General features: G+C 71.3%; 20 protein-coding genes. 4 read left to right on the top strand and 16 right to left on the bottom strand.

Annotation, left to right across the window (positions count from 1 at the left end; genetic code table 11):
- Positions 1–82 precede the first annotated feature (82 nt).
- The 10 genes from OIE49_RS06745 to bioB all read right to left on the bottom strand — a co-directional run bounded on the left by OIE49_RS06745 (position 83) and on the right by bioB (position 11,919).
- Positions 83–922 (bottom strand): SGNH/GDSL hydrolase family protein, encoded by an 840-nt coding sequence (locus OIE49_RS06745; protein ID WP_326801531.1) that lies wholly within the window; start codon positions 920–922, stop codon positions 83–85.
- A gap of 60 nt (positions 923–982) precedes the next feature.
- Positions 983–2,011, bottom strand: coding sequence for a hemolysin family protein (locus tag OIE49_RS06740; protein ID WP_326801530.1), 1,029 nt, complete (start codon positions 2,009–2,011; stop codon positions 983–985).
- Positions 2,008–3,519, bottom strand: coding sequence for a hemolysin family protein (locus tag OIE49_RS06735; protein ID WP_326801529.1), 1,512 nt, complete (start codon positions 3,517–3,519; stop codon positions 2,008–2,010). Before OIE49_RS06735 ends, OIE49_RS06740 begins: the two co-directional genes overlap by 4 nt.
- 148 nt (positions 3,520–3,667) lie before the next feature.
- Positions 3,668–4,093 carry a GNAT family N-acetyltransferase gene (locus OIE49_RS06730; RefSeq protein WP_326801528.1) on the bottom strand — a complete coding sequence of 142 codons (426 nt, stop codon included), beginning with the start codon at positions 4,091–4,093 and terminating at the stop codon, positions 3,668–3,670.
- 75 nt (positions 4,094–4,168) lie between these two features.
- Positions 4,169–6,736 carry an ABC transporter permease gene (locus OIE49_RS06725; RefSeq protein ID WP_326801527.1) on the bottom strand — a complete coding sequence of 856 codons (2,568 nt, stop codon included), beginning with the start codon at positions 6,734–6,736 and terminating at the stop codon, positions 4,169–4,171.
- A 4-nt stretch (positions 6,737–6,740) separates the two neighbouring features.
- On the bottom strand, positions 6,741–7,607 hold the full coding sequence (locus OIE49_RS06720; RefSeq protein WP_326801526.1) for an ABC transporter ATP-binding protein: 867 nt from the start codon (positions 7,605–7,607) through the stop codon (positions 6,741–6,743).
- 212 nt (positions 7,608–7,819) lie between these two features.
- Positions 7,820–8,527: a class I SAM-dependent methyltransferase gene (locus OIE49_RS06715; protein WP_326801525.1), complete on the bottom strand. Its 708-nt coding sequence runs from the start codon at positions 8,525–8,527 to the stop codon at positions 7,820–7,822.
- 96 nt (positions 8,528–8,623) lie between these two features.
- Positions 8,624–9,361 carry a dethiobiotin synthase gene (gene bioD / locus OIE49_RS06710; protein ID WP_326801524.1) on the bottom strand — a complete coding sequence of 246 codons (738 nt, stop codon included), beginning with the start codon at positions 9,359–9,361 and terminating at the stop codon, positions 8,624–8,626.
- 1 nt (position 9,362) lies between these two features.
- Positions 9,363–10,661, bottom strand: a complete 1,299-nt coding sequence (locus OIE49_RS06705; RefSeq protein ID WP_326801523.1) for an adenosylmethionine--8-amino-7-oxononanoate transaminase — start codon at positions 10,659–10,661, stop codon at positions 9,363–9,365.
- Positions 10,654–11,919, bottom strand: a complete 1,266-nt coding sequence (gene bioB / locus OIE49_RS06700; protein ID WP_326801522.1) for a biotin synthase BioB — start codon at positions 11,917–11,919, stop codon at positions 10,654–10,656. Before bioB ends, OIE49_RS06705 begins: the two co-directional genes overlap by 8 nt.
- 148 nt (positions 11,920–12,067) lie before the next feature.
- Here bioB and OIE49_RS06695 point away from each other — a divergent pair, with 148 nt between their 5' ends.
- Entirely contained in the window at positions 12,068–13,195 is a 1,128-nt protein-coding gene (locus OIE49_RS06695) for an 8-amino-7-oxononanoate synthase (RefSeq protein WP_326801521.1), read from the top strand.
- 52 nt (positions 13,196–13,247) lie between these two features.
- Here the strand turns inward: OIE49_RS06695 and OIE49_RS06690 are convergent, their stop codons facing one another.
- Both OIE49_RS06690 and OIE49_RS06685 read right to left on the bottom strand, forming a co-directional pair.
- Positions 13,248–13,478 carry a DUF397 domain-containing protein gene (locus OIE49_RS06690; protein WP_100567310.1) on the bottom strand — a complete coding sequence of 77 codons (231 nt, stop codon included), beginning with the start codon at positions 13,476–13,478 and terminating at the stop codon, positions 13,248–13,250.
- A 9-nt stretch (positions 13,479–13,487) separates the two neighbouring features.
- Positions 13,488–14,372 carry a helix-turn-helix domain-containing protein gene (locus OIE49_RS06685; protein WP_326801520.1) on the bottom strand — a complete coding sequence of 295 codons (885 nt, stop codon included), beginning with the start codon at positions 14,370–14,372 and terminating at the stop codon, positions 13,488–13,490.
- Positions 14,373–14,599: 227 nt separating this feature from the next.
- Between OIE49_RS06685 and OIE49_RS06680 the strand changes: the two genes are divergently transcribed.
- Entirely contained in the window at positions 14,600–15,055 is a 456-nt protein-coding gene (locus OIE49_RS06680) for an ATP-binding protein (protein ID WP_326801519.1), read from the top strand.
- 53 nt (positions 15,056–15,108) lie between these two features.
- On the opposite strand, the gene OIE49_RS06675 is transcribed toward OIE49_RS06680, so the two are convergent.
- A complete protein-coding gene (locus OIE49_RS06675) occupies positions 15,109–15,582 on the bottom strand; it encodes a C40 family peptidase (RefSeq protein WP_100567313.1) in 474 nt (157 codons plus the stop codon).
- 1,084 nt (positions 15,583–16,666) lie between these two features.
- On the opposite strand from OIE49_RS06675, the gene OIE49_RS06670 reads away from it, so the two are divergent.
- The gene (locus tag OIE49_RS06670; RefSeq protein WP_326801518.1) at positions 16,667–18,256 is read left to right on the top strand and encodes an alpha/beta hydrolase; all 1,590 of its coding nucleotides are present in this window, start codon (positions 16,667–16,669) and stop codon (positions 18,254–18,256) included.
- A 75-nt stretch (positions 18,257–18,331) separates the two neighbouring features.
- Here OIE49_RS06670 and OIE49_RS06665 read toward each other — a convergent pair whose 3' ends face one another.
- Positions 18,332–19,054, bottom strand: coding sequence for a lysophospholipid acyltransferase family protein (locus tag OIE49_RS06665; protein WP_326801517.1), 723 nt, complete (start codon positions 19,052–19,054; stop codon positions 18,332–18,334).
- A 494-nt stretch (positions 19,055–19,548) separates the two neighbouring features.
- On the opposite strand from OIE49_RS06665, the gene OIE49_RS06660 reads away from it, so the two are divergent.
- The gene (locus tag OIE49_RS06660) at positions 19,549–20,562 is read left to right on the top strand and encodes an IS110 family transposase (RefSeq protein ID WP_326801516.1); all 1,014 of its coding nucleotides are present in this window, start codon (positions 19,549–19,551) and stop codon (positions 20,560–20,562) included.
- 659 nt (positions 20,563–21,221) lie between these two features.
- On the opposite strand, the gene OIE49_RS06655 is transcribed toward OIE49_RS06660, so the two are convergent.
- Both OIE49_RS06655 and OIE49_RS06650 read right to left on the bottom strand, forming a co-directional pair.
- The gene (locus tag OIE49_RS06655; protein ID WP_326801515.1) at positions 21,222–22,319 is read right to left on the bottom strand and encodes a helicase associated domain-containing protein; all 1,098 of its coding nucleotides are present in this window, start codon (positions 22,317–22,319) and stop codon (positions 21,222–21,224) included.
- 434 nt (positions 22,320–22,753) lie between these two features.
- The gene (locus OIE49_RS06650) at positions 22,754–23,713 is read right to left on the bottom strand and encodes a hypothetical protein (protein ID WP_326801514.1); all 960 of its coding nucleotides are present in this window, start codon (positions 23,711–23,713) and stop codon (positions 22,754–22,756) included.
- Position 23,714: the final 1 nt, after the last annotated feature.

The following is a 23,714-nucleotide window of genomic DNA, read 5'->3' as shown; positions in this document are numbered from 1 at the left end:
GACCAGCGTGAGCACCCCGAGAACCGTTCACACCAGCCCTTTGACCTGCGATCGGTGCATGGCAGCCGGGCGGGGCTCTGGGTCAGTGCCCCACCCGTCGCCAGTCCGTCACAGGGCCGGGGTCTGTGTGGTCCGCAGGGGTGACCCAGAAGGCTTTGCCCAGCTCAGCGCTAAAGTGGGCGCCTGTCCGGCCGTCGCCGGAGGAACGGCCGGTCAGGCGCCGCCCTATCCACGGCAGCAGATGCTGCCGGGCGAAGCGGGTGTCCTGCACCCGGCGGTCGAGCCAGCCCGGACGCGCGGTCGCCGCCATGGGCGTACGCCACTCGGCGTCCTCGGGCTCGTAACCGAGCGTCTGCCATACCGCCTCGGCGACCCGGCGATGGCCCTCGGGGGTCAGGTGCAGCCGGTCCACGTCCCACAGCCGGGGGTCGGCGAGCGACGGCGCCCCGTACAGGTCGACGACGAGCGCGCCGTGCCGTGCGGCGAGCTCGTCGACGCAGGCGAACAACTCCTCCATGCGCGGCCGGAAGCGCTCCAGGACGGGGCCCCGCCGGCCGGGGCTGCGCATCAGCACCAGCCGCTCGCACGACGGCGCCAGCCGCTCCACGGCCTCCGTGAGCAGCCCCGTGACCCTGCCCATGTCGCACTTGGGCCGCAGCGTGTCGTTGAGGCCGCCCACCAGCGTCACGACGTCGGCCCGCATGGCCGCCGCCGCCTCCACCTGCTCGTCGACGATCTGCCCGATGAGCTTGCCGCGCACGGCGAGGTTGGCGTACCGGAAGCCGGGCGCGCGGGCGGCCATCCGCGCCGCGAGGAGGTCCGCCCAGCCTCGGTACGAACCGTCGGGCAGCCGGTCCGACATGCCCTCGGTGAAGGAGTCGCCGACCGCGACCAGGCTCGTGTACGTGGGATTCGTCTGCATGGCGTGAGCGATCGTATCCGGGCGGTCCGGTGGCGTACCAAGCGGTCGGTCGGTGTCGCCTCAGGCCGTCCCGGTCACCCCCGCCGGTCCGAACAGCTCTCGCAGCACGTCCTCCATGGTCACCAGGCCCGCGAGCCGGTCGTCGGCCCCCAGGACCGCCGCCAGGTGCGTACGGCTGCCGCGCATCGCGGTGAGCACGTCGTCCAGCGGCGTGCCCTCGCGGACCCGGGCGATGGGCCGCATGTCCCGCGGCCGGAACGGCTCCTCCCGCGGCGAGGCGTCCAGGGCGTCCTTCACATGCAGGTAGCCGACGATGTGGCGTTCCTCGTCGACCACGGGGAAGCGCGAGAAGCCGGACTCGGCCGACAGTCGCTCCAACTGCTCGGGGGTGATTCCCACCGACGCGTGGACGACCCGCTCCAGCGGGAGCACCACGTCACGCACGGGCCGGCTGCCGAGCTCCAGCGCGTCGTGCAGCCGCTCCTGCGCCCGGTCGTCGATGAGGCCGGCCGCGCTGGCGTCCTTGACGATCTGGGCCAGCTCCGCGTCCGTGAAGGTCGACGAGACCTCGCTCTTGGCCTCCACCCGCAACAGCTTGAGCAGGCTGTTCGCGAACGTGTTCACCGTGAAGATCACCGGGCGCAGGGCCTGGGACAGCGCGACCAGCGGCGGTCCGAGCAGCAGCGCGCTGCGTACCGGCTCCGCGAGCACGACGTTCTTCGGCACCATCTCGCCGAGCAGCATGTGCAGGTACGTCGCCAGGGCCAGCGCGATCACGAACGACACCGCGTGGCCCGCGCCCGGTGGCACACCCATGGCGTGGAACGCCGGCTCCAGCAGGTGCGCGATCGCCGGCTCGGCGACCACACCGAGGACCAGGGTGCACAGGGTGATGCCGAGCTGCGCCGCGGCCAGCAGCGCGGACACGTGCTGCAGTCCCCACAGCACGCTCCGGGCGCGCCGGTCGCCCGCCTCGGCGTACGGCTCGATCTGGCTGCGGCGCACCGAGATCAGCGCGAACTCGCCGCCCACGAAGAAGGCGTTGACGACCAGGGACGCCAGCCCGATCAGAATCTGCAAACCGGTCACCGCCCGGCCCTCCCCTCGTCCTCCGCGCCACCGCACGGCCGTTCGTCCTTCGGAGCGGGCCCGTCACCGTGCCTGCCGCGCGTGCCTTCCCCGCGCTCCTCGGCCTCGTCGCGCTGCACGCGGTCCTCGTGGTCCCCGCCGTGCCCGCTTGATCCGCCGTGCTCGCGGTCCCCGCCTTCCTTGCCCCGCGCCCCCCGTTCGTCGTCCAGTGGCGCGTGCAGGAGTACGCGCGCTGCGCGGTGGCCGCTCGAGTCCACGACGTCCAGTCGCCAGCCGGCGGTCTGGAGGATGTCGCCGGTCTCGGGGATCCGGCCGAGTTCGGCGGCGATCAGGCCGGCCAGCGTCTCGTACGGCCCCTCCGGCACCCGTAGCCCCACCTGCGCGAGCTGGTCCACCCGCGCGGAGCCGCCCGCCGAGTACAGGGCGCGGCCCTCCTCGTCGGCGCCGGCCGGCGCGATGTCGGGCGTCTCGTGCGGGTCGTGCTCGTCGCGCACCTCGCCGACCACCTCCTCGACGATGTCCTCCAGCGTCGCCACGCCCGCGGTGCCGCCGTACTCGTCGATGACGACCGCCATCGTGCGCTTGCCGGACAGCCGGTCAAGCAGCCGGTCGACGGTCAGCGACTCGGGGACCAGGAGCGGCTCGCGCATGATCTCCGAGACCTGTGTGCGGGTGCGGCGCTCGGCCGGTATCGCCAGCACGTCCTTGATGTGGGCGGTGCCCACGACCGAGTCGAGGCCGCCCTGGTGGACGGGGAACCGGGACAGCCCGGTCGCCCGGGTCGCGTTCGCCACGTCCTCGCAGGTCGCCCGGGCGTCGAGGGCCACGACCCGGACCCGCGGGGTCATCACGTTCTCCGCGGTCAGGTCCGCCAGGTTGAGGGTGCGTACGAACAGCTCGGCGGTGTCCGCCTCCAGGGCGCCCTCCTTGGCGGAGTGCCGGGCCAGGGCGGCGAGTTCCTGGGGCCCGCGAGCGGAGGCGAGCTCCTCGGCGGGCTCCATGCCGAGCCGGCGCACCACGCGGTTCGCCGTGTTGTTCAGGTGGGTGATGAAGGGGCGGAAGGCGGCGCTGAACCAGCGCTGCGGGCTGCCCACCCGCCGGGCCACCGCGAGCGGCGAGGAGATCGCCCAGTTCTTGGGCACCAGCTCGCCGACGACCATCAGGAACACCGTGGACAGGGCCGTGCCCAGGGCCAGCGCGACCGAGGTCGCTGCGGACCGGGACAGACCGAGCGCCTGGATCGGCCCCGCGATCAGCTTGCCGATCGACGGCTCGGCGAGCATGCCGACCACCAGATTGGTGACGGTGATGCCGAGCTGTGCCCCGGAGAGCTGGAAGGTCAGGTTCCGTACGGCCTTCAGCGCGCCGGCAGCGCCGCGCTCACCGCGCTCGGCGGCCCGCTCCAGGGCACCGCGCTCGACGGTCGTCAGCGAGAACTCGGCCGCGACGAAGGCGCCGCAGGCGAGACTGAGCAGCGCCGCCACCAGCAACAGGAGCACTTCGGTCATCGGGTCACCCCCGTCCCATGGTCGGGCAGGGCAGGGGCTGGCGCGCTGTGTCGCGCTCGGGAGGCTCGCCCATGGGCGGACGCTCACAACCTTTCATGCAGGAACGGATGTCCCGCAATGGTAAAGGAAAGGCAAAGGAAGGTCGTTTTCAGTCCGTCAGGGGCTTCACCCAGCGACGCCAGCGCTCCTCCGGCGCGTAGCCCGCCGCCCGCCAGGCGTGGTGCGCGTTCTCGTTTCGGGTGAGCACCATGGCGTCCCCGCGCCTCCCGCCGAGCCGCACGAACCGTTCCTCGGCGGCCGCCAGCAGGGCGGAGCCGATGCCCTGGCGCCGCCGGTCCGGGTGCACGGCCAGCCGGTACAGATGGCAGCGCCAGCCGTCGAAGCCCGCGATGACCGTGCCGGCCAGTTCGCCGTCCCGTACCGCCAGCAGCAGGGACTCCGGGTCGCGGGCGATCAGGCGGGCCACGCCGTCCCGGTCGTCGCTGATGCTCGTGCCCTCCGCGGCCGTCGTCCAGAAGGCCAGTACGGCGTCTAGGTCGTCTGCGGTCGCCGCGCGTATGTGCAGATCGCTCATGCGGCGATGACACCACGCGCCACCGGGCGCCGGGCGCAATTCCAGTATCCGGACGCGGGGCCCGCCGCGACCGGGTCACTCGTGCGCGATCGCCGCCAGCACGTTCATCCGGGAGGCGCGCAGCGCCGGCAGCAGCGCCGCCACTACGCCCACGAGCGCCGCGCCGATCACCACCGCCACGATCGTGCTCCAGGGGATGGCCAGCGCCCTCATGCCCTGAAGTGCCAGCACCCGCTGGGTGCACAGGCCCCACACCAGGCCCAGGGACAGTCCCAGGACCGCGCCGAAGACGGCGATCACCACCGACTCCAGCCGGATCATCCGCCGCAGCTGACGGCGGGACAGACCGATGGCCCTCAGCAGACCGATCTCCCGGGTGCGCTCCACCACCGACAGGGCGAGGGTGTTGACCACGCCCAGGACCGCGATGACGATCGCGAGGCCGAGCAGCGCGTAGACGAGGTAGAGCAGGACCGCGATCTGGTCGTGGACGAGCTTCTTGTAGTCCGCCTGGTCGCGCACCTGCACATTGGGGTACGGCACGAGGGCCTTCTCCAGGTGGGCGCGCAACTGCCCGGCGCCGGTGCCGGGAGCGGCGTTCACGTACAGGGCGGCGTCCGGGGTGTTCGGCACGTACTTCTCCAGGGTCCCCATGCCGAAGTACACGCCGCCCTCGATGCCGAGCCCCTCGGCCGCGTCCTGGTTGGTGAGCGCCGCCACGGTCAGCCGTGCCTGCCGTCCGCCCTGGAACTCGACGGGCAGCACGGTCCCGGCCCGCACCCCGTGCTTCCCGGCGAAGCGCGCGTCCATGGCGATGTGCCCGTCGGCGAGCGCCGCCGCCGTGTCGCCGCGGACGTACTTGATGTGGGCGACCGAGTCGAGCCGCGGGTCGTACCCGGAGGCGGTGGTCGCGACGCGCTTGCCGTCCGGCAGCCGCAGGGCGACGGCCGCGAGGCGCTGCCGTACGACGGTGCCGGCGCCCGGGGTGTCGCGCACCGTGTGCGTGACCTCCGCGGAGAACGGCAGGAAGTTGCGGTTCTGCACCACGTAGTCGGCGCCCAGCACCCTGTCGATCTGCCGATCCAGGGAGTTGGTCATGGAGGCACTGGCCACGGACAGTCCGCCGACCAGGGCAAGGCCCACCATCAGGGCGGCCGCGGTGGCGCCGGTACGGCGCGGGTTGCGCAGCGCGTTGCGCTGGCTCATCCGCCCGATGGACCCGAACAGGGCCGGGAAGGCCCCGCCCAGCACCCGGATCAGCGGGCGCACCAGCAGCGGCCCGGCGACGACGACGGCGACCAGGGTGAGGACGATGCCCACGCCCAGCAGGGAGGCGGCGGTCGCGGTCCGGTGCGCGGCGGCGCAGCCCGCGAGCGCCGCCGCGCCGGCCGCGCCCACGCCCGCGCCCGCCAGCGCGCGCACCCGCAGCGGCCGGCCCACGCCGGCCACCTCGGTGTCCGCCAGGGCCGCCATGGGCGAGACGGCCGCGGCGCGGCGGGCCGGGAGGTAGGCCGCCAGGAAGGTGACACCGATGCCGACGCCGTACGCGGCGACGGGCGTGCTCCACCTGACGACCATCGCCGAGGTCGTCAGGTTCATGTCGAACGAGCTCATCAGCTGGATCAGCCCGGCCGCCAGACCGATCCCGGCCGCGAGTCCCACCGTGGAGCCGACGACGCCGAGCAGCACCGCCTCGGCCAGCACCGAGCGCCGGACCTGCTGCCGGTCGGCGCCCAGGGCGCGCAGCAGACCCAGCTCGCGGGTGCGCTGGGCGATGAGCATGGAGAAGGTGTTGACGATCAGGAAGATGCCGACGAGGACCGCGATCCCGGCGAACCCGACCATGACGTACTTGATGATCTTGACGAATCCGCCGAGCCGGGCGGCGGCCGACTTGGCCTGCTCACCGGCGGTCCGCAGGTCGTAGCCGCCGCTGCCGACGGCCCGGGCGACGCGTTGCTTGAGCTGGGCGTCGGTGACGCCCTTGGCCGCGTCGACCGAGATGCTCGTCGCACGGGCGGTCGAGCCGAGCAGCCTGGCCTGGGCGGTGGGCGTGTCCAGGAAGAGCCTGGCCGCACCCGGGTTGGTGGTGGTGAACGTGGCGATGCCGACGACCCGGACGCGGAACGAGCCGGGCTGCGCCTGGACCGCGAGCATGTCGCCGATCCGTACGCCGTCGTGCCGGGCGGTGTCGGCGTCCAGCAGGGCCTCGCCGTCACCGCGCGGGGCGTGTCCGGAGGTCAGCCGCACCGGGCTGCGGTCGGTGACCTGCCAGTTGGAGACGACGGTCGGGGCGCCGGTGGTCGGGCCGACCGCTTCGTTGCGGCTGTCGACGACCATGGCGTTCCGGACGGCCACGTCCACGTGCGTCGCCGCCACGCCGTCGACCCCGGCCACCCGCTGGGCGAGGGACGCCGGCACGGTCTGCACGACGCCGGTGGGCAGTGCGGACGTCAGCTCCTGCTTGGGCGCCACCGTCACATCGGCGGCGGTCGAGGCGAAAAGCTGGTTGAAGGTGCGGGCGACGGTGTCGGAGAAGATCAGGCTGCCCGTGACGAAGGCCACGGACAGGATGACGGCCAGGGCCGAGAGCAGCAGCCGCCCCCTGTGGTCCAGGAAGCTGCGCAGGGTCGCCTTGAGCACCGGATCAGGCCTCCTCGACGGCGAGGCCGTCCCCGCCGAGCCGGCCGTGGAACGCGTCGAGGCCGGGATCGAAGCCGGGATCGAAGCCGGGGGCGGCGGGGACGACCGCTCCGGCGAACAGGCGCATGCGCTCCAGCACGGCCTCCGCGGTCGGATGCTCCATCGCGTCCACGATCCGGCCGTCCGCGAGGTACAGCACCAGGTCGGAGTGGGCGGCGGCGTTCGGGTCGTGGGTCACCATGACGACGGTCTGCCCGAGGCTGTCGACGGCGTCGCGCAGGAAGCCGAGCACCTCGAGACCGGCCCGCGAGTCGAGATTGCCGGTCGGTTCGTCGGCGAAGATCAGCTCCGGACGGGAGGCCAGGGCCCGCGCGCAGGCCACACGCTGCTGCTGGCCGCCGGACAGCTGGGACGGACGGTGCCCCAGCCGGTTGCGCAGCCCCAGCGTGTCGATGACCTCGTCCAGCCACTTCTCGTCAGGCCTGCGGCCCGCGATGTCCATCGGCAGCGTGATGTTCTCCAGCGCGTTCAGGGTGGGGATGAGGTTGAACGACTGGAACATGAAGCCGATCCGGTCCCGGCGCAGCCGGGTCAGTTCGCGGTCCTTCAGTCCGGTGATCTCGGTGTCCCCGACCCAGACCTGGCCGGCCGTGACGGTGTCCAGTCCGGCCAGGCAGTGCATCAGCGTGGACTTCCCGGAGCCGGAGGGACCCATCACCGTGGTGAAACGCCGGCGTGCGATGTCGACGTCCACCGAGTCCAGCGCGAGCACGGCGGTCTCGCCCGATCCGTACGCCTTGGTCAGCCCGCGGGCGCGGGCCGCGATCCCGTCGGCCGACGCCCGGCCCGACGGCGCAGCAGGTATGGACACGGGGCCTCCTCGGGGGTCCTTCGACCCGTTACGTCTGGCTCGTGACAGCTTCGTCCCCAGCCGAGCGTAATGTGACCCGGCCCACAGCCGGTATCCGTCAGCGGGCCGGGCGGCGCTCTCAGGGCCCCGGCAACCGCGCGAGGGGCATGCGCGCAGCGCTCTGTGCCTGTGTCCGCACGGAGAGTGGCACACGTGGTCGTCCGATCGGCTGATCAGGTGATCGGCCGCCTGCCGGGGCCCGTGGAGAGCGGACGCCAGGCCGTGCCCAGCACGCAGTACGAGGAGGGCAGGACCGGCCCCTTCTCCGGAATCAGCATTCGCCGGTAGGGGCCCAGCTCGAACCCGGCGTCGCGCAGGGCGGGGACCGCGTCGCGGGCCAGATGGCAGCCGCCGCACAGCAGGGGCCACACCGTGAGGTCCAAGGTGCGCTGGGTCAGGGCCATCGCCCGGCCCCCGCCGCGGCCGTGCTCGAAGAACCGCACCTCGCCGCCGGGCTTCAGCACCCGCCGCGCCTCGGCGAGCGCGCGCGGCACGTCGCGCACGCTGCACAGCACCTGCGCGAGCACCACCGCGTCGAACGCCTCGCTCTTCACCGGCAGCGCCTCCGCACAGCCCGGCACCACGTCGACCGGGACCTCGGCGCGCAGGGCGGCCTCGAACGCCCGCTGCCGCAGCAGCCGCTCCGGTTCGATCGCGACGACCTCCGCGACCGAGTCCGGGTAGCGCGCGAAGTTGAGCCCGGTGCCCGCGCCGATCTCGATCACCCGCCCGGACAGCCCGGCCAGCAGCCGCCGGCGCACCCCGGCGATGCCCATGCCGGTCTCCGCGCCCAGGGCGGCCCGGGCGTAGTAACGGGCGAACACCGGATGCCGGACGGCCTCCCGCGCCGCCTTCCCGCGGCCGCCGGACCACGACACCATGGCACCCTCCCGACCGTGACAAACCCACGGTGAGTGTCCCCAGCGCCTGCCCACCGCACGCCCCGCCCCACACTTCCGCGAGGCCGGGCGGCCCCGTCAGACGCCGCCGGTGAACGGTGCGGGTGCCTCGCGGCCGGTGAAGACCGACGCGTTCCACGTGCCGTCGAGCCGGGGGGCCAGCCAGGTGGGGGCCAGGGAGCGGAAGGCGGGCGGGGGCAGGGCGCCCGCCGCTTCGGGGAGGGCGCCCAGCAGGGGGGCACCGGCGGTTTCGGGGAGGTCGGTGACGTTGCACCGGCAGGCGAGGTCGGGCTCGGCGGGCCAGCTGCCGATCACCACGCCGAGCAGGTCCAGACCGCGGGCACGCAGTTCACGGGCCGTCAGCTCCGTCGTGTTCAGCGTGCCCAGACCCGCCGTGGCCACGACCAGCACCGGAGCGCCCAGCAGCCGCGCCGCGTCCGCCAGGGTGCCGCCGTCCGCGTCGAAGCGGACGAGCAGCCCGCCCGCGCCCTCCACCAGCACCAGGTCGTGCTCGGTGGCCAGCTTGGCGGCGGCCTCGGCCACCTCGTGCGGGCGCACCGGCGCCAGCCCGGCCCGCAGGGCCGCCGTCGCGGGCGCCAACGGCTCCGGATAGCGCGCGAGTTCACGCGCCGTGACATCACCGGCCAGCCGGGCGACCTCGTCGGCGTCCCCGCGCTCGTCCGGCCCCACACCGGTCTGCGCGGGCTTCAGCACGGCCACCGACCGCCCGGCCGCGACGGCCGCGGCGGCGACGGCGGCCGTCGCCACCGTCTTGCCGACCTCCGTGCCCGTGCCCGTGATCACCAGTACCGGCATCTCAGCCCTCCCTCGCCGCCGCGCACACCGCGCGCGCGATCCGTGCCACGTCCACGTCGCCGGTGACGTACGGCGGCATCGTGTACACCAGGTCGCGGAACGGCCGCAGCCACACGCCCTCGCGCACGGCCGCCCGCGTGGCCGCCGCCATGTCCACCGCGTGGTCGAGCTGGACCACTCCGATGGCGCCCATGACACGCACGTCCCGCACACCCGGCAGCTCCGCCGCCGGAGCGAGTCCGTCCCGTAGCCCCGCCTCGATCCGCTTGACCTCCGCGCGCCAGTCCTGGCCGAGCAGCAGCTCGATCGACGCGCAGGCCACGGCCGCCGCCAGCGGGTTGGCCATGAAGGTCGGGCCGTGCGCGAGCACCGGCACCTCGCCGCGCGAGATCCCCTCGGCCACCCGCGCGGTGCACAGCGTCGCCGCCATCGTCAGATAGCCGCCCGTCAGCGCCTTGCCCACGCACATCACGTCCGGCGTCACGGCGGCGTGCTCCGCCGCGAACAGGGCGCCGGTGCGCCCGAACCCGGTCGCGATCTCGTCGAACACCAGGAGCACGTCGTGCGCGTCGCACACCTCGCGCAGCACCCGCAGATAGGCGGGGGAGTGGAAGCGCATCCCGCCCGCGCCCTGCACCACCGGTTCGACGATCACGGCGGCCAGTTCGCCGGCGTGCCGTTCGACCATCTCGCGCAGGTGGGCGGCGTACGCCTCCTCGTACTCGGCCGGCGGTGCGTCGGCGAAGACCTGACGGGGCAGCACACCGGTCCACAGCTCGTGCATCCCGCCCTCGGGGTCGCACACGGACATCGGCTGCCAGGTGTCCCCGTGGTAGCCGCCCCGCCAGGTCAGCAGCCGCCGCTTGTCCGGGCGGCCGAGCGAGCGCCAGTACTGCAGGCACATCTTGACCGCGACCTCGACCGACACCGAACCGGAGTCGGCGAGGAACACGTGCTCGAGTCCCTCCGGTGACATGTCGACGAGGAGCTTCGCCAGCCGGACGGCGGGCTCGTGCGTGAGCCCGCCGAACATCACGTGGCTCATCCGCTCCAGCTGCTCCCGCGCGGCCTCGTTCAGCACCGGGTGGTTGTAGCCGTGGATCGCCGCCCACCACGACGACATGCCGTCGACCAGTTCGCCCGAGCCGTCCGCGAGCCTCAGCCGGACCCCGCTCGCCGACTCCACGACGAGCGGTTCCTGGCGGCCGGGCATGGGTCCGTACGGGTGCCACACGTGCCGCCGGTCGAGCTCCAGCAGCTCGGGCACGTCCGGGCCGGGCGTGTTGTGGGGATCAGGCATTGGGCGCGAGGTCCGTTCCGGCGCCCCGGCGGCGTACGGCGACCAGGTCGGTACGCGGCTCGTTGCCGGCCGCGGGCTCCGGTACCGGCGCCGATTCCGGTGCCGGTGCCTCGGCTGCCGGTGCCTCGGCGGAGCCGCAGACTCCGCCACCCTGGTGCGACCCGCACCCCGGCTCCTCGTGCGATCCGCAGCCCGAACCTTCGTGGGACCCGCACCCGGCGCCGTCGTGCGACCCGCACGCGCCCCCGGCCGCCGACCGGTGCTCGGGCAGCGTCACCTGGTCGGCGCCCTCCACCTCGAACCCGGCGTCCGCGATCATCTCCAGGTCGGCCTTGCCCGCCTGGCCCTCGCTGGTCAGGTAGTCGCCGAGGAAGATCGAGTTGGCCAGGTGCAGCGCGAGGGGCTGCATGGTGCGCAGGTGCACCTCGCGGCCGCCCGCGATCCGCACCTCCACGTCCGGGCAGACGAACCGGACCATCGCCAGGATCCGCAGGCAGCGCTGCGGGGTCAGGTTCCACTCCTTGGCGAGCGGTGTGCCCTCGAACGGGATCAGGAAGTTCACCGGAACGGAGTCCGGGTCCAGCTCGCGCAGCGAGAAGACCACGTCGACCAGGTCCTCGTCGCTCTCGCCCATACCCGCGATGAGCCCCGAGCAGGCGGACAGCCCGGCCGCGTGCGCCTTGTGCACCGTGTCCACCCGGTCGGCGTAGGTGTGGGTGGTGGTGATGCCGCCGTACGTCGCCTCGGAGGTGTTGAGGTTGTGGTTGTAGGCGTCGGCCCCGGCCTCGCGCAGCCGCTCGGCCTGGCCGTCGGAGAGCAGACCGAGGCAGGCGCACACCTCGACACCCTCGTTCTGCTCCTTGATCGCCTTGATGGTGTCGGAGACCCGGTCCACGTCACGGTCGGTCGGACCGCGCCCGCTGGCCACCAGGCAGACCCGCTTGGCGCCGCCCGCGAGCCCGGCCGCGGCGGCCTCGGAGGCCTGGTCGGGCTTGAGCCAGGTGTACTTGAGGATGTCGGCCTTCGAACCGAGCCGCTGCGAGCAGTACGAGCAGTCCTCGGGGCACAGACCCGACTTGAGGTTGACGAGATAGTTGAGTTTCACCCGCCGGCCGAACCAGTGGCGGCGCACCTTCCCGGCCGCGGCCACCACATCCAGCAGGTCGTCGTCCGAGGTGGCCAGCACGGCCAGAGCTTCCTCGCGGGTCGGCGACTCGCGCCGAAGTCCCTTGTCCACCAGCGTGTTCAGCAGGTTCATGAGAGCTGATCCTGTCCTACGGCCCGGTCCGCGGCCAAGGAGACTCCGCACAACGACGGGCACATCGACATGTGGGTATGGCCACATGAGGGGCGGCAGGCCTTGCCGCTAGGGTCTGTGCACTGCCTACACATGCCCCGGAGGACCCATGGCGTTCGGCTGGATCGAGGAGCAGGCGGACGCACGCCGCCGGGCCGGACTCGTACGGACCCTGCGGCCCCGCCCCGCCGACTCGCCGCTGCTCGACCTCGCGGGCAACGACTACCTGGGGCTCGCCCGCCACCCGGAGGTGACCGAGGGAGCCGCGGCCGCGGCACGCACCTGGGGCGGCGGCTCGACCGGCTCCCGGCTCGTCACCGGCACCACCGAACTGCACGCCGAACTGGAGCGCGAACTGTCCGGTTTCTGCGGCTTCGAGGCGGCGCTGGTCTTCTCCTCCGGATACGCCGCGAACCTGGCCGCGGTCACCGAGCTGGCGCCGCACGGCTCACTCGTCGTCTCCGACGCGGGCAACCACGCCTCGCTCATCGACGGCTGCCGGCTGGCCCGGGGCACGACACAGGTCGTCGCGCACGCCGACCCGGACGCCGTGCGCAAGGCGCTCGGCACTCACGAGGGCCCGGCCGTGCTCGTCTCGGACACGGTGTTCTCGGTCGACGGCGACGCGGCCCCGCTGGCCGAGCTCGCCGCGGTGTGCCGGGAGCGCGGCGCGGGACTCCTCGCCGACGACGCCCACGGGCTGGGCGTCCTGGGCGCCGGCGGCCGCGGCGCCGCGCACGCCGCCGGAGTGGCGGGCGCCGACGACGTGGTCGTCACGGCCACGCTGTCGAAGTCGCTCGGCAGCCAGGGCGGAGTCGTCCTCGGGCCCGCACGGGTGATCGACCACCTCGTCAACGCGGCCCGGACGTTCATCTTCGACACCGGCCTCGCCCCCGCCGCCGCGGGAGCCGCCCTGGCGGCGCTGCGACTGCTGCGCCGCGAACCGGAGCGGGCGGCACGCGCGCGAGCGGTGGCGGCCGAACTCCACGCGCGCCTGACCGCCGCGGGTCTGGAAGCGGTGCGTCCGGACGCCGCGGTGGTCTCGGTGCGCGCGCCGTCCCCGGAGCAGGCCGTGCGTTGGGCGGCCGACTGCCGGGCGGCCGGCCTCGCCGTGGGCTGCTTCCGTCCTCCCTCCGTGCCCGACGGCATCTCTCGGCTGAGGCTGACCGCCCGCGCGGACCTCTCCGGGGCGCAGATCGAACGCGCTGTACGGGTGATCGGTGGGACGCGACCATGAGTCGGCGTACACGGCCGCGCGTCACCGTGGGCGGATGTGACCGGATGGTGCGTCAGACGCGGTGCGCCGCGGCCGTGAAGCGGGCCCAGCTCGCGGGGGAGAAGAGCAGCGCCGGCCCGGCCGGGGCCTTGGAGTCGCGTACGGCGAGCAGCCCGGACCACGGTCCCGTGGCGGGCCGGGCCGTCTCGACGCAGTTGTTGGCTCCCGTGCTGTAGCTGCTGCGCAGCCAGCGCACGCCGTGCAGATCGATGCTGGAAGATACGTGCCGAGGCAGAGCGGACATGGTGCCTCCTCAGGCGGTACGCGGTGGTGCGCCGTCAGGGTCCTGGCGTATCCCGGCGATGAAGTCCAACGAGTCCTCGGGCGAGAGGGCGTGGATCCGCAGGGTGTCGAAGGCCTCCGTGTAGGCCTCTAGGTCTTCTTTCCGCTCGAGATGGAAGCTACTCGTCAGGTGGTCGAGAACCACCACGTTCAGATCAGAGGTGTTCGAAAACGAGAAGATTACGAAAGGCCCGGTGATGCCGATGTGCGCGCCGGCGGCGAACGGCAGCACCTGGAGCCGTACCTGGGGCAGCCGGGCCGCCTCCGTCAGCCGCTCCAGCTGCCGCCGCATGATCTCCGGACCGCCCACCTCGCGGCGCAGCACCGCCTCGTCAAGCACCGCGTCCAGCTCCAGCGGCGGTCGCGCGCGCAGCACGTCCTGGCGGGCCAGCCGCACCTCCACCAGCGCGTCCAGCCGGTCCTCGTCGAGCCCGTCCACGGCGGCCCGGGTGACCGCGCGGGCGTACTCGGGGGTCTGCAGCAGTCCGGGGACGACCGAGGTCTCCAGGGTGCGCATCCCGCTCGCCTGCGACTCCAGGCTGATGAAGTCCCGGTAGGTCGGGGGCAGCACCCCGCGATAGGCGTGCCACCAGTGGTGCCGGCCGTCGCCGTCGTCCAGTCCCGCGAGGACCAGGAGCAACTCGCGGAGCTGGGAGTCGTGGACCGCGTACGCGTCCAGGAGCGAGCGCACATCGGCCGGTTTCACCCCACTGGTACCGGTTTCGATCCGGCTGACCTTCGACTGGTGCCAGCCGACCAGGCGGGCCGCCTCACCACTGGTGAGGCCCGCGCCGGTGCGCAGCGCGCGCAGTTCGGCGCCCAGTTTCCGGCGGCGCACCGCGGGACCGTGCTGCATGGGTTACTCCCTCGCTCCCTCTGAACGCTCCACGCGACCCGCTTCACATACGGTCTTCCGTCGCAGAGTTCACCGCATCGAGCGACAGATATATGCATATCCCGGTGGATCGCCACCGAGAGCGGAGCACTGATGGCAGTCTGACGGCGAAGCACCAGTCCGGGACCGTACTCGAACCATCCGCTCAGTGTCGGACTCCGCTCCCGTGGGAAAGGGACGACGTCGCCATGGCAGACCATCTGGAAGCATCCGTCACTCTGCCGAGCGATCCCGCCTCGGTCTGCGCGGCCCGTGCCTATGTGGCCGGCACGCTCGCGGAGTGGGGCCTGCCGCCGGCCACGGACACCGCCGAGACGGTGCGGCTCATCGTCTCCGAACTCGCCACCAACGCCGTACAGCACACTTTGGGGCAGTCACCCACCTTCACGGTGGACCTCGTCCTCGTGCGTGACGAACGGTTGTGCATCGGGGTCACCGACAGCCACCCCCGGTTCCCGAAACGACTGCCGGCCGCTGTCCAGCAGGACAACGGCCGGGGCATGGTGATCATCCGGTGGCTCACCGCCGAGTGCGGCGGCAGGCTGACCGTGCGGCCGACCCGGGAGGGTGGCAAGACGGTCTGCATCGAACTTCCGTGGACGGCTCCCGCCCGACCCGTGACGGCCACGGGCCAGGAAGCGTAGGAACGTGCGGTGACGACGCCGCGGCGCCGCCACCGCCCCGCACGGCGGCCGGGTCAGCTGACCCGGCCGTACCAGACGCTCTTCGTCCAGATCTTCTGCAGCTTCACCACGTCCCCGGTCTTCGGGGCGTGCCAGATCTTGCCCGCGCCGGCGTAGATGCCGACGTGGTACACGTACGAGCCCGAGTGGAAGAACACCAGGTCCCCGGCCCGGCGGCTGCCCGCCGAGATGTGCCGGCTCTTGTTGTACTGCTGCTCGGCTGTGCGGGGCAGCTTCTTGCCCGCCCTCTTGAACGAGTACAGCGTGAGCCCGGAGCAGTCGAACCTTCCCGGCCCCGTGGCGCCCCACTGGTAGGGCGACCCCTTCTTGGACGCCGCGATCTTCAGCGCCTGGGACGCCATCGTCACGGCCGAGGCCTCGGAGGCCACACCCGGCACCACGATCGAGCCGCCCACGGCGGCCAGGGTCAGGGCCGAGGCCGTGCCGGCCCGGGCCATCAGCGACGGGACACGATTGAGCGCAGTCATGCGCAACCCTTCGTCAGCCGCCTGTGAAGGATGACCTGTCGGATTCGGGCTGGCGAAGTTGCCCGGCCGCGTTGCCGCGGCTTCACCCCAAGGGCTGCTCGGGCCGGCCATGGTGTGACCGTTCCGGCGACCCGTCGTGCTTGGGTCCTCCACTCCTGCCGATCCACTCCTGTCGACCGGTCATCCGGGCGGCGGCAGGACTCGGCGTCCGCCCGGACCGCCCCGCCGTTGTGGCGGGGGCTTGTCGTCAGACAGGGATCTTCACCCACGGATGTCCGAAAATCCCAATGGAAGCGAGTGTTTGTGTTGTTACTCACCACGCGCCCTTTCGGGTGGACACCTTCGCGATCGAACGGATGCCCCCTCACCCGACGACCCCCGGACCAGCACCGGAGCGCCTTGTTCCGCCGTTCGGGGAGGCGTGTTGCGCAACTGTGGCGGTCCCGGAAAGGGAGCCGAACCTACACCGAAAGGCGGTCGGTCATTCGGGGACATTCCGCGCCGCGTGTCGCGGCGCGCCGCCTCCTGCGCCCGTCGCGCCCCCGGTGGTGGATGACGTCAACTTCCGCAGTTTGGCGGCGCGGTGAAGGGGATGGTGCGCGGCTCGCCGTCCGGGACCCGTAGGGCCCGCGGGGCCCGGTGGGTGCCCCAGGGCCGACCCGGGTCGGCGCGGTCCAGCCCGCCGGTCGCCTCCGGGTAACGGCCGATCAGCTCCGCCTCGGCGCGGGCCGGGGGTCGGCGGCTCGTCCCACGTCCGGCGTGGCACGCGTTAAGCGGCAATTCGGGACGATCTGGTCAAGCAGCCTATATTTCATGACTCCTGGAGCCCCCGACGCCGACCGCCGCGCCGGCCCGGCCCGCGCCCGCCACGCGGACCACCCCCGAGCCTCCCGCCCCCCGTGCGGACCGCCGCCGGTCTTCCGGGCGACGCCGGGACCCTCGGGGTTCCGCTCAGCGGGACACGTCGCGCCGCTTATCGGATTGGCAAAGAAGGTCAACGACCCCTGTTCTCAGGGACCTCACAGCCGCAAAGATCCCCGTACCGAATTCGCAACGACGTACGGGGAGGTCCCCCTTGAGGGACATGAGACCCAGGAACCGAGTGCTGGCGCTCGGTTCGGCCGGTGCGCTGGTCACGGCGACCCTGATAGCCGGCGCGGTGGCGACGCCCGCGGCCGGCGCGAACAACGGCCAGGGGCAGGACCGCGAGACCCGCGGCGCGGCGATCGCCGCGGAGCGTGCCGCGAAGGCCGGCATCGACTGGCAGGACTGCCCCGCCGACTGGGGGCTGGCCAAGCCCATCCAGTGCGGTTACGTCTCGGTGCCGATCGACTACGCCGACCCCTACGGCAAGCAGATCAAGCTGGCCGTCGACCGCATCGGCAACACCGGCACCAAGGAGGAGCGCCAGGGCGCCCTCCTCTACAACCCGGGCGGCCCCGGCGGTTCGGGCCTGCGCTTCCCGACCCGGGTCACCAACAAGAACGCCATCTGGGCCAACGTGGCGAAGGCCTACGACTTCGTCGGCTTCGACCCGCGCGGTGTCGGCCACTCGGCGCCCATCTCCTGCGCTGACCCGCAGAAGTTCGCCGAGGGGTCCAAGCTGGACCCGGTGCCGGACTCCGAGGCCGACAAGAGCATCCAGCGCAAGCTGGCCCGCGAGTACGCGCAGGGCTGCCTCCAGCGCACCGGCCGCGCCATGCTCCAGCAGATGACCACGCCGAACACCGTCCGCGACCTGGACGTCATCCGCGCCGCGCTCGGCGAGCAGAAGCTCAACTTCCTCGGCGTCTCCTACGGCACCTACCTCGGCGCCGTCTACGGCACGATGTTCCCGGGCCATGTGCGCCGGATGGTCGTCGACAGCGTCGTCAACCCGGCCCGCGAGAACGTCTGGTACCAGGCCAACCTGAACCAGGACGTCGCCTTCGAGGGCCGCTGGAAGGACTGGCAGGACTGGGTCGCCGCGAACGACGCCACCTACCACCTGGGCGCCACCCGCGACGCCGTCCAGCAGCAGTGGCTGAAGCTGCGCGCCACCGCCAAGAAGAGCCCCATCGGCGGGGTCGTCGGCCCGAACGAGCTGATCTCCTTCTTCCAGAGCGCGCCGTACTACGACTCGTCGTGGGCGCCGGCGGCGAAGGTGTTCAGCAAGTACGTCGCCGGCGACACCCAGGCGCTGGTCGACGCCGCCGCCCCGGACATGTCCGACATCGCGGGCAACATCTCCTCGGAGAACGGCAACGCCGTCTACACCGCGGTGGAGTGCACCGACGCCAAGTGGCCCACCAACTGGAAGACGTGGGACCGGGACAACACGCGGCTCCACAAGACCGCCCCGTTCATGACGTGGGCCAACGCGTGGATGAACCTGCCGTGCGCCACGTGGCCGGTCAAGCAGCAGAACCCGGTGGACGTCAAGACCGGCAAGGGTCTGCCCGAGGTGCTCATCGTGCAGTCCACGCGGGACGCCGCCACGCCGTACGCGGGCGCCGTCGAGCTGCACAAGCGGTTCAAGGGCTCCCGTCTGATCACCGAGAAGGACGCGGGCTCCCACGGAGTCACCGGCCTGGCCAACCCGTGCATCAACGACCGGGTGGACACCTACCTGCTCACCGGGAAGACCGACTCGGCGGACGTGACCTGCGCGCCGCACGCCACGCCGAAGGCGTAGCGATCGGCCTCGGGTGACGAGGGGCGGCCGGGATGCCCGGCCGCCCCTCTCTCGTGTCCGGCGCGCCCGGCGGCGTCAACCGAGCGGTGCCCGCGGGAACCTGCGCCTGTCGCCCTTCGCCTCGGACTGCTCCGCCTTGGCGACGGCCGCGTACTGGTCGACGTACTCCTGCTCGGACAGCGTCAGGATGGCGTACATGATCTCGTCGGTGGCGGCGCGCAGGATCGCCTTCTCGTTCTCCATGCCCGCGTAGCGGGAGAAGTCCAGCGGCTTGCCGAAGCGGATCACGATCGGGTGCGGCCGCGGGACGGTCTTCCCGGGCGGCTGTGCCTCGAACGTGCCGATCATCGCGCACGGCACGACCGGCACGCCGGCCCTGAGCGCCATGACCGCGACGCCGACCTTGCCCTTGTACAGGCGGCCGTCGTGCGACCGGGTGCCCTCCGGGTAGATGCCGAGCAGCTCGCCCTTGCGCAGCACCCCGAGCCCCTCCCGGATCGCGGCCTGCCCGGCCTCCTTGCCGGACCGGTCGACCGGGATCTGGCCCGCGCTGCGGAAGAAGGCCGCGGTGAGCCGGCCCTTGATGCCGGGACCGGTGAAGTACTCGGCCTTGGCCAGGAAGGTGATCCGCCGTTTGAGGATCGCGGGCATCACGAAGTGGTCCGAGAAGGAGAGATGGTTGCCCGCGACGATGGCCGCCCCCGAGGCCGGCACGTGCTCCAGCCCTTCGATACGGGGCCGGAAGACCAGTCTGAGCAGTGGTCCCAGCAGAACGTATTTGAGCAGGTAGTAGAACACGGCTCGCCCTTCACTCTACCAGGTCCGCTTAAAACCGGGGTTTTGCCAGGTCAAGACCATGATCCCGGGAGTTGGCCCACGTGCATCTGTAGTCATCTGTAACCGCGTTTGATCGGGCTCATGCTGACTCTTTGCTGACTTTACTGACACGCCGTCAGTCATGTTTGCGACAAGTAGTGGACGGCGGCTAGCTCGGGAATGGCATGCCCGCCGCCACAGGCGCTGCCCCGTCGGCCCCGGGGCAGCCGGCTCTATGAGGTTGCCGGTGCAGCACGACCTGTACTGAGGCTCGTGCTGTACCGGCATGACTCGCCGCTTGTGCTTCGGCCATGTTTCGGTACCTGAGCGAAGTGCGCAGCAGGTTCTTCGTCTGCTGGTGGTACATGAGTGTCGCGCCTGCTGACCTGACCCTATGAGGGCCGGGCCCCCTTCCGTGCTCAGCCGGGCGATGCCTATCGTCCCGGGTATCGACGGGCTCGGGAAGGAGGCCCTCAATGTCTGTCTACGTCGGTATCGATGTGCACCGCAAGCGTTCGCAGATCGCGGTCCTCGACCAGGACGGCACCGTCCGGATCAATCGGAACGTGCCCAACGGGGTCGGGCCGGTCCTGGGCGTAATCGGGGACCTGCCGATCGGTACTCCGGTCGCGTTCGAGGCCGCTTATGGCTGGGGCTGGCTGGTGGAACTGCTGGAGGACTACGGCTACCAGCCGCATCTGGTGCATCCGCTGCAATGCAAGGCCATCGCCTCCGCCAGGCTCAAGAACGACAAAGTCGACGCAGCCACGCTAGGCCGACTGCTGCGTGCGGACCTCCTGCCGGAGGCGTGGATCGCGCCGTTGGAGGTGCGCCAGCAGCGGGCTCTGCTGCGCCACCGCTTCCAGCTGGTACGCCTGCGGACACTGCTGCGCAACCGGGTCCACGCCATACTCGCGGATCTCGGCCACGACCGGGCCGGCTCAGTCTTCACCGGACCAGGGCGGGTCTGGCTCGCCTCGCTCGAGCTGCCGGACGCCTCCCGCCACGTGGTCGACGACCTGCTGCAGCTGATGGACGCACTGCAGATCCCGATCAACGCCCTGGACGCGCAGCTCGCCGCGCACGCCCGCGGCGACCCCCGGGTCAAACTCCTCACCGCCCTGCCGGGGGTGGGCCCGCTCACTGCGCTGGTGATCCTGGCCGAGGTCGGCGACGTCACCCGCTTTCCCTCCGCCCGCAAGCTCGCCGCCTGGGCCGGACTCACCCCGACCGTGCGCGGCTCGGACCTCACCGTCCGGCACGGCCACATCTCCAAGCAGGGAGACGCCTGGCTGCGGTGGATCCTGTGCGAGGCCGCACAGACCGCCAAGCGCCACCCGGACTTCGCCGACGCCTACCACGCCATCAGCGCCCGCCGCGGCAAGAAGATCGCCACCACCGCCATCGCCCGCAAGCTTCTCACCCGCGCTTACCACCTCCTGCAGGCCGCCGAAGCGCAGCCACAGCGCAGGAAACGAACCGCGCGATGAAGCCCTTGCGCACCGGTCGCCCGCAGACTCCGGGGTGAGCTCGCATCTTTTGCATGAGACGGCCACGCCGCGCTCGATGACCTGACTGAGCAGCCCCGGCCCCCGGACCACGGTCATGGCGCCGACCACGCCGGCCAGACGCCGAATGGGTGCATGTGAACCCCACGCCGACCAGGTCATCCCGGGAGCCCAGCCAAACGCGAACGACCAGTCGCCGGCCACAACTTCACGCCAGGAATATCCAACGCCCTCGGACTGACTCCCACGCCTAAAACACGAGGTCAGGGACCCCTGCCGCGCTTGACAAGCCCGGCCCTCATGGGTGCAAAAAAGAAGGGGGACCGAGACGGCCGGTAGTGCGTTGGCCCGCGACTGGTCCGGATCTTGGATCTGGGGGGAACGTCGCGGGATCGGCTCCTGCCGTAGATGAGACAGGACACCCCCGCGTCGGCGGGGAGGACTTCGTCGACCAGGCCCTCGGGGTCGTCGTCAGCCGGAACACCCCCGCGGACGCGGGGGTGTTCCGGGGAGAAGGGGGACCCAGGAGGGGGGCGGGGGCGTCCTCCCCGCCGACGCGGGGGTGTTCCGGCGGCCCCGGAAGGGGGCGACGATGGCACGGGGTCCTCCCCGCCGACGCGGGGGGGTCCGCGGGAGTACCGCTATACGGCAATGCCCCGGGCGTCCCCTCTGCGCTCCGCGTCATAAGTTGCCCGCCGGTTCCGGAAGGATTTGATCCAGACGCCTATCCTGTGACCACTCCACTCTTCCCTCGCCTTGATGCTGTCGACACTGCGCTGGGTCTCGGCGGCGAAGTTCTGAAGGATCACGGCCTTGGCCAGGAACCCCTCCTCGAACGGGTCCCAGCTCCAACCGGGTATCGATGCCAGCGCTTCGAGCTTCCATGCGGGCAGGTCCTCGCTCTGATCGGCCAGCCGCTTGCGGGTCATACGAATGTTGTTCGCCCATACGGTCGCCTCTCGCGCTTCCATCGCGCCGTGCTCGTTTAGGACAGCGGCTCGGTAGCTGTCGCACTGTCGGCGGAATGACGCGTCGTGGGCATTTTCGGTCGACCACGAGTCGATGGCGGACAGACGCCGGGCACGCTCGTCATCCAGAGCGCCACTGGCCGCCATGGCACGCTGTTTTCGGACCCAACGGGCCAGATTGACGCCGTCGACTGGGACTTCCCGATCGCTCGGGTAGCAATGGCCCTCGATGGCCTCGTAGTCAACGAGCGCGGCATACCTCCGCGCCCACCGCTCCTTGTGCAGGTTCCGCTCGACGCGAAGCGCGGCTTCCCCGAGGCGGTCGCGAATCCACTGCGCGGCAAGAGGTCGGTTCTGTGCACCAGTGAAGGAATCCTCTCGATAGCGATAGGCTTCGACCTTTCCTACCAAGCCCAACCCAGCCAAGTGGTTCAGCACGTCGGCGGCGGCGTCTTCGGCAGCAGCCAGGAACCCGACGACCACGTCGAACGTCGGATCCAATGGTGCCAGGGCCGCCTCGCGGATCCGCACCACAGTCAGCCCCGCAGCGCGCAGCCTGGCAGCCTTGGCTGCGTCTTTTTCCTCCTTGCCCTCATGCCACCAGACTCCGTCGAACTCCAATACAAGAGACGGGTTGCCGTGCTCATCGACGGCAACGATGTCCACGGCCGCGCTGCGCCCGTCGGCGTCCGGCACCTGTTTGTGGTCCTGATCGATGCGTAGCATGGTGGCGAGCTCAGCCTTCAGCTGAAGGCCAGCTACCAGCAGCACGGGCTGAAGTACACGGCAACACCGGGCATCGGCCTTTTGCGTCTCTACGAAGCGTTTATTGCCGGTGCCGAATGAGTCCTCGGGTGGCGACCGTGCTCGATCTGTCCCTCGGGAGCGTCAAACTCCTTCTCGACCCCGTACACGGGCGAGAACTCCCTGCTCCCAGCCCGCTCCTTCATACTGCCCCGCCAGCACGTCCATCTCGGCTACCACCAGGACTGCAGCTGCTGCCCGTGCCCGGCAAATGCCTGTCCGGACCTCCCTTCACGGTGTGCATCAACGCATTTCGCAGTGACCTGGCTCACCGCATCGACCCGACCAGCATCGATGTCCTCCACCTCCAACACCTCGTGTTCTATGTTCTGCGCGGGCGGAGGAGGCGCCGTGAGAGACTCCGCTTTATCCGCCCACGCTAGATCGAGTGCACCCGCGGTTCAGATGCCCGCCGTTGTTCCCCCGCCCGGACGGCGACGAGCGACAGAGGCCGGCGTTGGACGTTGGGCGGAGGCATTGGAATTGCGGCCACGACCTCGATCTGCGGACGCCCCCGGAGAAGGCGGGGCAGGGGGCGCCGTCGCCGTCGCCGCGAGGTCATTCAGCGTGGCGTTCACGACCGGCCAGCACATGTCGAGCGTGTCGCGGTTCGGGCTGTGTCCGTTCTGTTTTTCCGCCAAGGGATGCACGAGATTCCTGCACTGCCGGATAAGCTCCGAGGCCAGTTTGGCATCGTGCTCGATCCATTTGTTGTCGTACGCGAAGTCCAGGAAGTCTTTCAACCCCATGTTCCGCATCGGCTTCGGCATGCGTACGCCGGCGGCGCGGGTCTGCGCGGCATGCGCGAGCACTCCCTCCAGCAGGCTGCCCAGCATGATGACTGCCGACGTGTAGGCGCCGTGGTGGTAGCAGATGCGTGCCTCGTCCAGCCGGAGTTGCACGGTGGCGGCGAGTTCCGGGTCGCTCACCACCTCCGTCACAGAGACCTTCAGCTCGACTTGCCGCAACTGACGTACCTCGTCCTCGAAACCGGCTTCGCAACGGACGAGGACCGGTTGGCCTCCGTCCTCGCCGACCCGGCGACCGTCGAGCACGAGTATCTCGTTGAGCCGCCTCAGCGTGGCCTGGTACTCCTGCTGCTGGTTGTAGTACTCAAGGCGATTCGCCAAGCGAAGGACGGCTCGCTTGGCGTCATCCATACCGTCCTCCTGTCGCTCCCTGAGGAGATCCAAGGTCCACTTGTGCCTCGGCGTGCCGTCGTACTCCGGAACATCGTCCCAACCCGCTCGCTGGAAGAACGCGGCTATCTCGTACCCCTTCCGGTAGAGCAGAGGCGTCTCGTCCCCACAGATCAGGTGGGCGATCTCCGTCAGCGTGCTGTCGTCGAAGATCTCGTTCACA

The sequence above is a fragment of the Streptomyces sp. NBC_01788 genome (assembly GCF_035917575.1).
In the GTDB taxonomy this organism is placed as follows: domain Bacteria; phylum Actinomycetota; class Actinomycetes; order Streptomycetales; family Streptomycetaceae; genus Streptomyces.
The sequence above is the reverse complement of the archived record's forward strand: the minus strand, read 5'-3'. Positions and strand labels throughout refer to the sequence as shown.

Bases quoted from the DNA above. Each gene is read 5' to 3' on its own strand.
- OIE49_RS06670 (WP_326801518.1), top strand. From the start codon at position 16,667: ATGAGACCCAGGAACCGAGTGCTGGCGCTCGGTTCGGCCGGTGCGCTG.
- OIE49_RS06690 (WP_100567310.1), bottom strand. From the start codon at position 13,478: ATGTCCGCTCTGCCTCGGCACGTATCTTCCAGCATCGATCTGCACGGC.
- OIE49_RS06705 (WP_326801523.1), bottom strand. From the start codon at position 10,661: ATGCCTGATCCCCACAACACGCCCGGCCCGGACGTGCCCGAGCTGCTG.
- OIE49_RS06680 (WP_326801519.1), top strand. From the start codon at position 14,600: ATGGCAGACCATCTGGAAGCATCCGTCACTCTGCCGAGCGATCCCGCC.
- OIE49_RS06745 (WP_326801531.1), bottom strand. From the start codon at position 922: ATGCAGACGAATCCCACGTACACGAGCCTGGTCGCGGTCGGCGACTCC.
- OIE49_RS06735 (WP_326801529.1), bottom strand. From the start codon at position 3,519: ATGACCGAAGTGCTCCTGTTGCTGGTGGCGGCGCTGCTCAGTCTCGCC.
- OIE49_RS06715 (WP_326801525.1), bottom strand. From the start codon at position 8,527: ATGGTGTCGTGGTCCGGCGGCCGCGGGAAGGCGGCGCGGGAGGCCGTC.
- OIE49_RS06730 (WP_326801528.1), bottom strand. From the start codon at position 4,093: ATGAGCGATCTGCACATACGCGCGGCGACCGCAGACGACCTAGACGCC.
- OIE49_RS06695 (WP_326801521.1), top strand. From the start codon at position 12,068: ATGGCGTTCGGCTGGATCGAGGAGCAGGCGGACGCACGCCGCCGGGCC.
- bioB (WP_326801522.1), bottom strand. From the start codon at position 11,919: ATGAACCTGCTGAACACGCTGGTGGACAAGGGACTTCGGCGCGAGTCG.
- OIE49_RS06660 (WP_326801516.1), top strand. From the start codon at position 19,549: ATGTCTGTCTACGTCGGTATCGATGTGCACCGCAAGCGTTCGCAGATC.
- bioD (WP_326801524.1), bottom strand. From the start codon at position 9,361: ATGCCGGTACTGGTGATCACGGGCACGGGCACGGAGGTCGGCAAGACG.
- OIE49_RS06675 (WP_100567313.1), bottom strand. From the start codon at position 15,582: ATGACTGCGCTCAATCGTGTCCCGTCGCTGATGGCCCGGGCCGGCACG.
- OIE49_RS06685 (WP_326801520.1), bottom strand. From the start codon at position 14,372: ATGCAGCACGGTCCCGCGGTGCGCCGCCGGAAACTGGGCGCCGAACTG.